This window comes from uncultured Methanobrevibacter sp. (genome assembly GCF_947170395.1).
In the GTDB taxonomy this organism is placed as follows: domain Archaea; phylum Methanobacteriota; class Methanobacteria; order Methanobacteriales; family Methanobacteriaceae; genus Methanocatella.
The window spans coordinates 1-12,453 of the sequence record NZ_CAMVTE010000044.1 but is presented as its reverse complement, the minus strand read 5'-3'; the positions used below and the strand labels follow the sequence as shown (position 1 = coordinate 12,453).

Genomic DNA, 12,453 nt, shown 5'->3' with positions numbered 1-12,453 from the left:
ATAAGCGATATATAAATAACAATGTATGGCTAAACTCACACAAGAAGAACTATGGGAAATGATAGGCTTTATTAAGATTTCACCCGCCCGATATAAGACCATCAAAACCCTTGAAGGGGAATATCTTATGCCATCAGAAATCGCCAGAAAGACAGGCATGCAGACAACACAGGTTTCAAATGCGCTGTATGATTTGAAAAGAAAAAAGCTTGTGGTTTGCCTTAATGAAAAATCCCATAAGGGAAGGATTTATCAAAACACCCCGCTTGCAATTGAAATACTCAATATGCTTGAAAACAAGCAGTCCTAAAGCTCAACCCTTGCGATAACATACTCATTTTGAAAGACAAATATAACCCTGGCCACACTAGACTCGCCAATCATATTTTTTATATCCGATGCGCTTTTGACATTAAAAATCAGGGTGTAGTCGCTGTTTGCAACGTATCCCACAATTTCTGAGCCGTCCATGACGGCTATTGCATCGGGGTCGTGTTCGTTTTTTAAATCTCTTACAAGGCGGAATTCTGCGTTTTCGCTGAAGGGTTCAAGTCCACGGTAAAAACCGGTTCCAGTGATGTTTATCAGGGTTTCATCGCTGTATTTTTCAAACAATGCCAGTTCGTCTTCTAAAATTTTCAGTTCTTCAAATCTTCCTTCAGCCTTTAGAAAACACTTTCTTGCCTCAAGAAGGTTTTCAAGGCTCTGGTATATTTCACCCTTTAAAAACCAGAACTCGGATGAATCCTCATCATCCGGAATGCTTTCAAGTGCTTCGTCAATCAAATCCATTGCCCTGTCGAGATTGCCCTCCGGAAAATAGGTTACCTTTGCCCATCTGTAAAGGCAGTTTGCCCTGTTGAGCCTGAATTTATCCTCACCGCTTATGTTTTCTGCCTTTGTGAAGCATTCAACCGATTTTTCATAATCCCCGAGATTTTCAAAAATAATTCCCTTTGCATTAAAGGCCTGCGAAGATGTGTCATCTTCAATTAAATCCAATGCTTCTTTAAATTTTCCATCATCAATTAATCTCTCTGCCCTGTCAATGGGTTTTGTTTCAACAAAAAGTTTTGACTGATATGTGTTTGCCATTTTACTCAACCAAAAAATCCTCATAGGTTAAAGTATTCAGTTCCTCATCACTGATATCCTCTTTTGGAGCCAGCCTGTTTGCCTGGGCGGTAAGGACCTCTTCAAAGAAGTTTCTCACACTTCTTCCGTTTGCAAAGTTGGATGATCTTGACTCATACATTTTAGCGAAATACTGCCTTGCATACTCATCTGCAGCCTCATCCAGCTTCAGGCTTGCATCATCGCACATGAGCATGAATATTTCATAGAGCTGGTTTTCATCGTAATCGTCAAAGTAGATGAACTTGTTGAACCTTGACTCAAGGCCGGGATTTGAGTTGAGGAAATTGTCCATAAGAGCAGGGTATCCTGCAACAATGACAATGAAATCGTCCCTATGGTCTTCCATTGCCTTTAAAATTGTGTTTATTGCCTCCTGGCCGTAGTCGTTTTCGCTTTTGGATGCAAGTGCATATGCCTCATCGATGAATAAAATTCCACCTAAGGCATTTTGTATGACCTCCTGGGTTTTGATTGCGGTCTGGCCGACATATCCCCCTACAAGGCTTGACCTGTCGCATTCAATTAGATGGCCCTTTGAAAGTATTCCTATTTCATGATAGATTTTTGAAAGAAGCCTTGCAACGGTGGTCTTTCCGGTTCCGGGATTACCTGAAAATACCAGATGAAGGCTCATTGCAGGCTGTTTTATTCCACGGTCCTGTCTGATTTTTCTAATCTGGACAAGGTTGATTAAGGAATTGACGTCCTTTTTGACGCTTTCAAGACCGACCAGTTTGTTTAGCTCATCGAGATATTCATCTATTGAGCCGGTTTCCTCATCTTGAGGTTCATCCTTTATTGGAATGTTTGCAAGTTTGGTTTGGGGGTTGAGGTCAACTCCCTTTGATGAGAGGCTATCCTCAAGGTTTTTGATGTAGTCTGCATAGATTTTAAGGACATCTTCATTTAAATCATTGTCAACTGTTATGAAAAACTTTCCGAGAAGCCTGAATGCTGAAAATAATTCATAGGTTGTGTTGAGCTTATCCATGTTGAAGTCGGAGCCGAATGAGTCAAGCTCAATTAGACATGAAAATGAGCGTGGAAACTCCTCGATTTCAGCATCTGAAATGTCTTTAGCGTCATATGAGACGTTTAAAAGTCCGTTTATGAATTCAAGTTCATTATCCGTTACGGTTTCATCTGCAAGTGCAAGATATGAAAACCACCTGAAAAGATCCTCGTTTATGACTTCCTCAAGAGGCCTGTCGAGACCCTCCAGTGAAGGGCAGTAGGCGCTGAATACATCAAGCGTGTTTACAAGAAACCTTAAGCTGGACAGCTGACCTGCCAGATAGTCTATGCCGATTTTATCGACGCTTCCCTGACAGTTCCCGCAGACGGTCTGTGAGTTGTCAAGGATTTTTCCACAGTTATTGCAAATAGTCCACTCCAACATGATTACACCAATTGATAGTATATCTATTTTTAGTGATTAATAAGTGTGCATAATTGAAAGTTCACAGGCCTTCAGTTTTGATGTGTGAATGCTTTAATGGAGGGTTCCTTAAAAGTGTATACAATATATTTTCTATTGGAATTATTTGATGAATTTTTAAAATGATGAAAGTTGGGTGTAAAAAAATAGTTTTTAAAAAAGATGGTATAGGTCAGATGACCTTTCCATTAAAAAAATGCTAGATTCCGAAATCGGTTTCAACCTCCAAAGGAATGACAAGCTCGATTGAACCGCCGGTGTATCCTGTTTCATTGTTGAGGATAATATGCAAATCAGCATGGTCAGTCTTTTTAACCTTATCCAACAGATCATGGTTGTCGGTAACGTCAAAAATCATTGTAAAATCAATGCTGTATCTGTCATAACCGTTGAATGAATCCTTTGAGACATGCATTCCGCCATGATACAAATCATCGTTTGCAAGAACAATGTTTTGAGTAAGCACAGTACTGTTGGATTTGTCATAGAACTTTATGAAAGATCCACCGGTTTCATTGGTGGGAGCGGTGAAATACTTTGAAAAGGAATCATCAATCTCGGTATTGACAATCTGGTAATATGTAGGCAACTTGTTTTGATAGCAGAACTTGTAGAAATTGTCAACAGCAATCCTGAATGATTCATTGTCATCCGGATACTGGTTTGTCTGAATTTGAGCGGCTCCGGCAATCTGAATGAAGTCTATACGGCTTTTGGAAGTGTAGGTTGTAGTGATATAATCACCGGACTCATATGAATGAGCATTGTTTAAATGAGTCTTGTTTCCGGTTACGATTTCCATGCCGTTATTCTTATCTGCATCGAACTTTGCAGTTGGTGTTCCTGCAGGTGCAGATATCGGATTTTCCAGTGATTTTTCAAAAGAATCGCCTGAAAAATCAAACCAGCCGGCAGCGACAATTGTCAGTGAGGAGATTACCGCCAATAAAATTAATGAAATTACTAATAGTTTTTTAATGTCCATAATAACACCTGATTAAGGCTTTATTGGAAGTTTCATTTATATTTATTGTGAAATGTTTTTCTTTATTCATCATTGACGTCTGATAAATACCAGCATTCCTGGCACATGTCATCCTTATCGTCGTTGATGGCACCGCAAATAGGACATCTCCACATATTATCACCTAATCGTAGAAATCCGGGTCGGCGTATCCCAGCTCATCGACCTCATCAAAGTTCAAATCGTCATCATAGTTTCCCCAGTCCTCACTGTCTGACAAATCGGACCCGCATTCGATGCATGTTGCCCTTGAAGGGCTGTTCAGACATCCGCATACGCTGCATGTTATCATATTTTTCACCTACTATCCATAATAATCTACGAAAAATCCATGCCAGGCCACCTGACCAAATTAGACACAGATTCTTCAAAGACTTCAATTCATATGTTTACATACATTAAATGTATATTTTATCCTCCAATAACTTTTTCAATCATCTTCTCATTATTTTTGTCCATTAATGTTTCAATCTGTATTAGTTTTCCATCTTCACAATATGAAAAAAGAACATCTCCAGGACTTGCACTCACTACCCCAGTTTTATTGGCAATTGTTTTTTTAGGTTCACCATAGCCTGCAAATGCAACATTGTCCATTGTAAATGGTTCACCATAACTTGTAGTAACTGTTATTTCGATAGTGTTTTCCCCATCTGAATAATATTCACATCTATAATGAACTGGAACATCATTACCCCATCTATCTTGACTATTAATATCCTCTTCAAAGATGAATTCTTCATCTAACTTGTAATCATTTGGCATGTAAAAATCAATACCTCCAACATTAACTGAATAAGTGCTCTGCCCAGCAATTATTGGAGTTAAACTTACACAAATAACAAATGCAATTGCCAATGATATTATTAAATATTTTCTTGACATTTTATTTCACCTTTATTTTTTAAATTATTAATTTAATTGAATTAACCAATAATATTTTTAATCTATTTTACATTGGAAGTGGTTACTTTTGCTCCACATTCAGGACAGAATTTCAAATCATCATACAATTCATGCCCACATTCAATACAAACATTCTCATTAACTTCCTTTTCAGCCTCCTGAGGAGAATCTACCTGAAAATTATTTATAACTTCCACACCACATTCGGGACAGAATTTCGAATCATCATACAATTCATGCCCACATTCAATACAAACATTCTCATTAACTTCCTTTTCAGCCTCCTGAGGAGAATCTATCTGAATATTATTTATAACTTTCGCACCACACCTAGAGCAGAATTGAGAATCATTTAATAAACCTTGCCCACAATTAACACAATATTTATCATATTTCTGATAATTTGTATTCATGTTTGAAGTATTCAAATAAATTTCTTTAGGATCAGTTGGGATTGTCATTACATATGCACAGAAAAAACCATAAATACATAAAATCAACTGAAAAAAACGAGTTAATTGATTAATATAATGACCACCAATTAAAAGTAAAAAAGCAATCACCAAAATTATCATTGAGATATAAGCTAAACCTTTACTATTCTTTGTTGTTTGACTTGGTATTGCTAAAAAGATACATGGAAAAATTAGTAAAACTACATCCATAATTCCAATATAAGGGTGTCCTATTCCCCAAAATAATACCCCTAATACAATACCAATTATTCCATACGTAGTCTTTTTTTCGTAGGTCAAATCTACTTTTAAATCATCCGAACTCATTGTATCACAACCATATAAAACTAATATATCTTCATTTTAAACACAGTTTATTATATATTATAATTTATAAAACATATTTTTTAAAGATATCTATTTTATGAACATTAACAATAGGTTTGTAAAAAATAATGATTTATTTACAATAAGATAATATGATTGTGGCAATATAAAATTAGTTGAATTAATAAAGAAAAAAATAAAAATAAGACTAGAACTGCCAAACACTAACAATAATTTTCTTTAGATAAATAAAAAATATTAATAAAAAATTATTAATATTGGTTACAAATTTCCTTGTATTGGCAATACTTACAGTCATCACATTTGCAAGATTTAAACTCAGCATTGTGAATATCTCTTGCAACACGTTCCAATTCAAGTTTTAACTCTTCCATATATTCTTCATCTATTTTAAAGTCAAGCAGTTTCTTGGATTTTATTGTATAAACTTTTAATTCATTTATTTCATTTCCATAGTATTGCTGATTTTGATCTCTTAAAGCTAGAACATATAAATGAAGCTGTTTTTTGAATTTGTTTTTGTATTTCGCTTCAAGGCGTGTGTTTTTATAATCAATTATCCCTAACTTGCCGTCTTTTTCATAGATTAAATCAATTACACCTTTAAGTGCGAAATGCCTGTCTTTTAAATAGAACGGATATTCACTGTCAAGTATTTTAATGTCTTTTCCATAATTTTCATAGTAATATACAACATTGTCAGTTACTTCTTTTAAGTCCTTTTCAAACTGAAGAGGGTCTTCTTCTTTAAGTTCCTCATTTGATTTTGAAAATAACTCACTGACTGTTGAGATTACTTCATCTTTACCTATGAAAACATTACCGTTTGCTTTTATTTTTTTGTTTATAACTTCCAGGGCTTTGTGGACAAAAATACCCTCATCGATTTCACTTTTCTCTGAGATGATAAAACCTATATCATTTGTTAATTTGTATCTGAACGGACAGTTATTGTAGTTTTCAAGTGCTGTAAAACTCAGTTCAATGCAGTAATCATCATCTTCAAGTTTAACTTCCCTCGGTTCAACTTCAATGTTGATGTCGTCCAAATCGATTAAAGTGCAGGTTTCGAGATTTTTATTGATTGCATATTCCACACGGCATGGTCCTTTTGGAAGGTTTTCATACTCTCTTCGCTTGAGAGCTATTTGTTTAGCCGCACCGCATCCCTCAACGATTGAGGATAATATCAGAGTATCTTCTGCACGTGTCATTGCAACATAAATAACTCTTTCCTCTTCCATTTTATGAGATTCTTCAGGTCCGAATGCCTCATCGAATTTAGGAAATTCCAGACAGTTATACGGAGTGAAATAAGTTGGTTTTCCATAAATCCAACCTGAATCAGGATTTGGATCAATATACTTTCTTGGGAAGTTCTCCTTTTTAAATGAAGGGACAATAACAATCGGAAACTCAAGACCTTTAGATTTATGAACGGTCATAATCTGAATGCCGTCCTGGTCTGGAAGATATCCTTCATGGCCTTCAACTGTCCTGTAGATAAACCAGAATGCTCCCCTGATATCCCTTTCAAATCTGACTTCGCAAAATGTGGAAAGTGAACCGGTCAGCTGTGAGAGATTTCTAATCATTGCTTCATCTTTTAAAATCAAATCCTCATTTAAAAATCCAGTAATGTCAGTTAGGAGTTTCAAATAGACTTCAAGAACTGTCGGTCTTTCGTAAAACTTCACACCTTCAGCGTACAGTTCATCCTTAAACTGGTTGAGTTTTTTGAAAAATTCCAAATCATCAGGATTTGTTATTCCATATTCAATCAGGTTTTCATTTAAAAGAACCGGCCTTTCAATTCTTTTGAATACTTCAATTCTTATTTCCTCTTCACGTTTGAGTACTCCTGCAAATGTTTTTGCACCGCCTCTTTTGTGGCCGAACTCTCTCCAGACAATGTTTTCAGTTGCAACAGCATCACGCTCAAATTTATCCTGAAGATTATATAATATCTCTTTAGTTTCATCTGACAGGTCAAATAGAATCTGGTCTGCATATGCCTTTAAATTAAGCCAGTCAGCCTCCCATCTGTTAAAGAAGTATTTGTGAGGATCATCATCTGCAACCAAATGATAAAACAAGGTTAAAACAGATTTAATTTCTTCACTGTCAATCAGATTGCTTAATCCTGTAACCTGGAAATTAATATTATTCTCGCTTAAAAGTTCCATCAGCGGTTCAATGCATCTTGAAGAACTCGCTTTGACAGAGCGAAGAAGTATTCCGATATCTGATAATTTGCCAATCTTTTTATTATCGATTAAGTATTGGATAATCTTATAGATTCCTAATGCTTCCATGTCCTTATTTTCACTGACTAAAAAATAGTTTCTTCCGCTTTCACCACGTCCGCAAACGGCTTTGCCTAAAACAGAATCCTCAGGCCTTTGATGTTTGATAAAATCTTCTGAAATGTCAATGATTTCCTGTGTTGAGCGGAAATTGTCCGGAAGGCTTTTAAAGGCAAATTTATCACCATGATAATCGGCAAGATATGAGAAAGGATTTGTATTTGAGCCTCTAAAACCATAAATACTTTGGTTAATATCACCTACAACCGTAAATGACTCGGCGGTTTTCATAAGCTCTTCAAATAATGCCATCTGAATAGGGTCAGTGTCTTGAAACTCATCGATTAAAATGTTTGTAAACTGTGTTCTAAAACCGTCCCTTTGGGCAATTTCCAGGGCATCCTTTTGCATATGCGCATAGTCGATTGCTTTTTCACGTTTTAGGATTTCTTCATAAATCGGATAGGATTTGGCAATCTGCAAGTATTTAGCATTGTATTTGGACTCTTTAAACTCCTTGTTGTTTTTAACATCATCATAAGGGTATTTGCCGTCATGAGATTCCATATACTGGCAGACAAAATCAACATATTCCTTGCTTATTGGTTTTGCTGTCTGGATGTAATCAACCAGTTTATCTGTTTTAACACCAAAAGAACAGTATTCATTATATTTTGAAGCAATATCGGCTATTTCACTTGAAGAAGCATAGCATTCATTAACAAAACCCAATTCTTTTAGGTGTTTTCCAATGAAAAGCAGGTTTTTCTCACCGGCATCATCTGAGATGACATTCAAACCGATTTTACCGTTTTCTTCAAGAATTCTTCCACAGAATGAATGGATTGTTGAGATGTGCATTTTTTGAACATCACTTTTAAGTAGATCTCCTTCTGAGAGTCTTTCCTGAAGCTCTTCAGCCGCTTTAGTTGAAAAAGTAATGATTAACAACGTTTCAGGTTTTACTTTTAATTCATTAACCATATATGCTACTTTTTCGATTAAAACTCTAGTTTTACCTGCGCCCGGACCGGCTTCTACTCTTAAAAACTTTTTTGGTTCTTTTAAATGATCATATTCAACTACTTCTCTTTGTTCGGGAGTCAAATTAACCGCCATAATATTACCCTCCAGATAGTTAATAATAATTTATTCACAATAAAATAAATAATTTGTTAAAGGAGTAGTGAGAAAAAAATATGGCCACGTTTAATCCAATAAATTATCCAAATATCTTGGAGGAAGATTACTTAAAATAGGATTGTTTAAAAGACTTTCCAATTTTTCAGGGTTTCTATTTATAGGAATATCCTCTAAAGGAGTTTGTTTTTTAGGTTTTTCATCAATATCCAGTGTGAAAATTCCTTTAAGAATAATCTTTTCACCATCATTTTGCTTTTTTTCAAGTTCATTTTCCAGATATTGCAACTCAGAATCTGATTTTGGGCAAGTCCCAAAACATTCTCCTTTAAAATTACAATCATAAATAACAAAATCTATATTATTTGCATCAGCAATCTTTTGTCTGATTTTATTTAATAAATCACATTTGTCTTTTCCATTCATAATCTCACCAAAATGCATCAGAATTTCTAAAATCGCACCCAATAACTGCAAAAATTCATAGTATCCGTTAGTTTGTTATTTCTACACTCCAACTTGACATTAATTTACAAGTTCAATTGTATCTGCACCAAACCAATAACCGTCAATATATCCATCACCAAATCGTTCGTTGGATGTGCCTCCAGATGCAAACCTGCCTTCCAAATGCACAGTAGATCCTTCATGACCGGACAAATCATGACCTAAATAGTCACCTTGAAGGATTACATACTGATTTCCCACTTTAACAATATCATTATCAGTAATTGTTGAATAAAATAAAAAAGAATTTGCTCCCCAACTAGTATGACCCATATATTCACCATCAAATTGGACTTTTTCCCCTGCTACATGATTACCAATATATGATGCATCAACTTCTTTATAAGGAGTTAATTTTTCAATTATTGCCGGAGAAGAAGCTATTAAAGCTAAAATAATTATCACTGATAAAACAATTACAATATTTCTTGCAGTAATATATCGACTAACTGAGTTAATTCCTTCACCTATTTTCCTTTGTGAAGAAGACAGTAAATCATTTGCACTATTTTTAATTGGGTTAATCAGTCTTACTCCACATTTCGGACATAATTCTGCATTAACATCAATTTTTTCACCACAATTAAAGCAGAATTTAGTTTTATTTTCTTCATTAACGATTTTAAAACCGCATTTATCACAAAAAAATGCTTCATTCTGAAGTTTATTACCACATTCAGGACAATACTTATAATCAGACATTTAACACCTCAAATTTAATGAGCTTTTAATAATGCTGTTTGTTAATAATATATGTCAAAACATACTTAAAAAAATTTGTAAAATTTTAATTTAAAAGCAATACATAAAATTATTACTTCAAATCATCTCTCATAATCATGATATGAAATTCTTTTTGGAATGACAAAACCTTCACCTTCATTGTTATTTCTTCTTTTAAATGAACCTTTACGCTGTTTTTTACCTGAAATTGACATTCCCTCTTTAACCACATAACCATTATTGTATTCAACACGTGTGTTATTAAATGCCGGTTTATTTTTAGGTTTAGATATTTCATTAAATTCGAAATTACCTAAAAGTGGATTTGAAATGAATTTTGAAAAATCCGCCAATAAATCAAGTTTCTTAATAATATCACTGCCCCCCATATCGCCTAGTGAAATATAATATATATTTGAATCTTTGTTTTTACTGGCATATCTAAGTGAAAAATTGTCTTTAAATACATCAAGGTTATGATTAATTTTTAAAAATACCAACAATTCATTTTTATACAATCTAAAATTGGATTTTTTAGGATTTTCATTGAAAATTAATATCAAAAAAGGTCTTGATTTATGTTTTTTAGAAAAATAATAAAAGTAAATTCCATCCTCATAAGTTAATTTTGAAATAGAAATTTCAAAAAAATCATTATAACAACTTTCCAATCGGCGTTTACAGGCGATTGGAATGAATTGTAAATCCCAATTAATATAATTATCTGGCTTAAAAAAGTTTTTAAAACAATCGGTTAGTGATGAATCAGTTAATTCTGGTTTTAATTTAAAACCACACAAACTGCATTCATCATCTAAAGGCACAAATAAATGACAATTTGGACATAGCATTAATTGTTTTGAATTTTTAGTTGTCATTTACATCAGCATCCTCAATATTAAAATTCAACATTGAAACATCCATTTTCTTATTATTTAAATAATATTCATTCATTAATGAAACCGGAAGCATAATAATCTGAATATCTTCCAAACCCAAATTAGATAAAATATCAAGTTTTACATGGCCTTTATTTTCAATATTTTCAGAATATGCTGGGAATAAAAATGCATTTTTAACTCCTCTAAAGTTATGATCACCAATGAAATCTTTAAAAGCTAATTCATACAGGTACTGTTTTGTTATTGACTCCAAACCCGGTTGTCCAGATAATACCTCCTGGCTGAATTTTAAACTGTAATATTTAGCATCAAGAATAAGAAATTCATTTTCATAAAATGTCACGATATCGGGAATGAAAGTACCCTCGGCTTCTTTTGGATAACTATCTTTATAATACCATTTTGGCTTTTTAATTAGTTTTATTAATTCCTTGTTTGGAGAATATTTGGATTTTAACTTAGTTGGCAATGTTAAATCCCTTAATTTTTTATGCAATTTATCGGAAAATACTTTTGCACAGACTTCTTCCCAAATCTCATGATAAGCTGATGTCCCATACAAAGTCAAATAGTTCTCATTAGTATGGGCATTTTTATTTGACAGATATGAATGCATTGAGCGAAGCAGTTTAATTTTGTGAGTATTAAACTCAACATTCAATTCTTTTTCAAGCTTTTCTAAAATTAAATCGACATCACCAAAATCTTCAAACTCTTTATCAGACAGTTCAACTGGAGTCAAATCAAACAGTTCCAAAAGACCTGCTTTTTCCAAGTAATTGGAACATTCAGTGATAATATATTCATGCAAAAGTCTGAAAAAATCAAATAAATCGTTGATTTTGTATTTGGTTTGAAGTTCAATGTAATAGGGCTTGTTATTCTGTATGATTGCAACATTGCCATTGACAGTTCTCATCCAGTCGATTTCACCGTTTCCGTTGGTTTCCAGGATATTTTGAATGTTGGTATAAACCCCGTTTTCAAAATAATCTTCTAAAAAGAACAGCATCATTGACAGACGGTTATATGATATATCTTCAAGCTCGTCGTTATGATAGGTCAAATCATCTTTTGATTTGTTATATTTTTTAATTACATTAATTACCTGTTTGAAATCATCTTTAATGTTATCTTTTGATGTGATGTATTTGGGATAAACATTAATGACAATGTTTTCAATTATAATTACTCCAACGTAGTTAAACTGATAACCTTCATTAGTAAACTTGACAATATCAAATTTTAAAAGTTTATCTAAAACTTTTTCGTTGTTTTGGAGGATTTCTAAAATACCTTTTCTTGAATAATATTTTAGCTCTTTAATGTAAACATTCTTCATTTATTCACCATCATCATCTGTGATGAATTTTTCTTTAATGGAGTCTGTAAATATTTCAATTCCATTTCTGTCAAATTCTTCACAAATTTGGGAGTATGTTAGATTAATGTTTTTGCCAACACCTGAGAAAAGTTCGTTTCTCCTTGATCTTGCAGCATCTTCAAACAAGTACATGATAATTTTATTTTTGAATATATCTTTGAAAGTTTCAGTTGGTATTTCTTT

The 12,453-nt window shown here is 33.6% G+C and carries 13 protein-coding genes; 1 reads left to right on the top strand and 12 read right to left on the bottom strand.

Features of this window, described 5'->3' with window-relative positions:
* The first annotated feature begins 25 nt into the window (after positions 1-25).
* On the top strand, positions 26-310 hold the full coding sequence (locus tag Q0W04_RS09730; protein ID WP_298502683.1) for a MarR family transcriptional regulator: 285 nt from the start codon (positions 26-28) through the stop codon (positions 308-310).
* Here Q0W04_RS09730 and Q0W04_RS09725 read toward each other — a convergent pair.
* The 12 genes from Q0W04_RS09725 to Q0W04_RS09670 all read right to left on the bottom strand — a co-directional run.
* Positions 307-1,095: an HIRAN domain-containing protein gene (locus tag Q0W04_RS09725; protein ID WP_298502680.1), complete on the bottom strand. Its 789-nt coding sequence runs from the start codon at positions 1,093-1,095 to the stop codon at positions 307-309. The two genes, Q0W04_RS09730 and Q0W04_RS09725, sit on opposite strands and share 4 nt — an antisense overlap.
* A gap of 1 nt (position 1,096) precedes the next feature.
* Complete coding sequence (locus Q0W04_RS09720; protein ID WP_298502677.1) at positions 1,097-2,536, bottom strand: AAA family ATPase; 1,440 nt, start codon at positions 2,534-2,536, stop codon at positions 1,097-1,099.
* Between the two features lie 238 nt (positions 2,537-2,774).
* Complete coding sequence (locus Q0W04_RS09715; RefSeq protein ID WP_298502675.1) at positions 2,775-3,560, bottom strand: hypothetical protein; 786 nt, start codon at positions 3,558-3,560, stop codon at positions 2,775-2,777.
* 163 nt (positions 3,561-3,723) lie between these two features.
* Entirely contained in the window at positions 3,724-3,891 is a 168-nt protein-coding gene (locus tag Q0W04_RS09710) for a hypothetical protein (protein ID WP_298502672.1), read from the bottom strand.
* Between the two features lie 119 nt (positions 3,892-4,010).
* The gene (locus Q0W04_RS09705) at positions 4,011-4,484 is read right to left on the bottom strand and encodes a hypothetical protein (protein WP_298502669.1); all 474 of its coding nucleotides are present in this window, start codon (positions 4,482-4,484) and stop codon (positions 4,011-4,013) included.
* Between the two features lie 62 nt (positions 4,485-4,546).
* Positions 4,547-5,287, bottom strand: coding sequence for a zinc ribbon domain-containing protein (locus Q0W04_RS09700; RefSeq protein WP_298502666.1), 741 nt, complete (start codon positions 5,285-5,287; stop codon positions 4,547-4,549).
* 272 nt (positions 5,288-5,559) lie between these two features.
* Entirely contained in the window at positions 5,560-8,733 is a 3,174-nt protein-coding gene (locus Q0W04_RS09695) for an ATP-dependent DNA helicase (RefSeq protein WP_298502664.1), read from the bottom strand.
* Positions 8,734-8,823: 90 nt separating this feature from the next.
* Complete coding sequence (locus Q0W04_RS09690; protein ID WP_298502662.1) at positions 8,824-9,180, bottom strand: hypothetical protein; 357 nt, start codon at positions 9,178-9,180, stop codon at positions 8,824-8,826.
* A 99-nt stretch (positions 9,181-9,279) separates the two neighbouring features.
* Positions 9,280-9,963, bottom strand: a complete 684-nt coding sequence (locus tag Q0W04_RS09685) for a zinc ribbon domain-containing protein (protein WP_298502659.1) — start codon at positions 9,961-9,963, stop codon at positions 9,280-9,282.
* 122 nt (positions 9,964-10,085) lie between these two features.
* Positions 10,086-10,862 (bottom strand): hypothetical protein, encoded by a 777-nt coding sequence (locus tag Q0W04_RS09680; RefSeq protein ID WP_298502656.1) that lies wholly within the window; start codon positions 10,860-10,862, stop codon positions 10,086-10,088.
* Complete coding sequence (locus tag Q0W04_RS09675; protein ID WP_298502653.1) at positions 10,852-12,228, bottom strand: LlaJI family restriction endonuclease; 1,377 nt, start codon at positions 12,226-12,228, stop codon at positions 10,852-10,854. The genes Q0W04_RS09680 and Q0W04_RS09675 overlap by 11 nt, the downstream gene beginning before the upstream one ends.
* The coding region (locus Q0W04_RS09670) for a hypothetical protein (protein WP_298502650.1) at positions 12,229-12,453 on the bottom strand (225 nt) is incomplete at its 5' end. It lies immediately after the preceding gene.

What these genes read in the sequence shown, in the direction of transcription:
- Q0W04_RS09675 (WP_298502653.1), bottom strand. Translation starts at nt 12,228, where the DNA reads ATGAAGAATGTTTACATTAAAGAGCTAAAATATTATTCAAGAAAAGGT.
- Q0W04_RS09685 (WP_298502659.1), bottom strand. Translation starts at nt 9,963, where the DNA reads ATGTCTGATTATAAGTATTGTCCTGAATGTGGTAATAAACTTCAGAAT.
- Q0W04_RS09725 (WP_298502680.1), bottom strand. Translation starts at nt 1,095, where the DNA reads ATGGCAAACACATATCAGTCAAAACTTTTTGTTGAAACAAAACCCATT.
- Q0W04_RS09690 (WP_298502662.1), bottom strand. Translation starts at nt 9,180, where the DNA reads ATGAATGGAAAAGACAAATGTGATTTATTAAATAAAATCAGACAAAAG.
- Q0W04_RS09710 (WP_298502672.1), bottom strand. Translation starts at nt 3,891, where the DNA reads ATGATAACATGCAGCGTATGCGGATGTCTGAACAGCCCTTCAAGGGCA.
- Q0W04_RS09730 (WP_298502683.1), top strand. Translation starts at nt 26, where the DNA reads ATGGCTAAACTCACACAAGAAGAACTATGGGAAATGATAGGCTTTATT.
- Q0W04_RS09715 (WP_298502675.1), bottom strand. Translation starts at nt 3,560, where the DNA reads ATGGACATTAAAAAACTATTAGTAATTTCATTAATTTTATTGGCGGTA.
- Q0W04_RS09720 (WP_298502677.1), bottom strand. Translation starts at nt 2,536, where the DNA reads ATGTTGGAGTGGACTATTTGCAATAACTGTGGAAAAATCCTTGACAAC.
- Q0W04_RS09700 (WP_298502666.1), bottom strand. Translation starts at nt 5,287, where the DNA reads ATGAGTTCGGATGATTTAAAAGTAGATTTGACCTACGAAAAAAAGACT.
- Q0W04_RS09695 (WP_298502664.1), bottom strand. Translation starts at nt 8,733, where the DNA reads ATGGCGGTTAATTTGACTCCCGAACAAAGAGAAGTAGTTGAATATGAT.
- Q0W04_RS09680 (WP_298502656.1), bottom strand. Translation starts at nt 10,862, where the DNA reads ATGACAACTAAAAATTCAAAACAATTAATGCTATGTCCAAATTGTCAT.
- Q0W04_RS09705 (WP_298502669.1), bottom strand. Translation starts at nt 4,484, where the DNA reads ATGTCAAGAAAATATTTAATAATATCATTGGCAATTGCATTTGTTATT.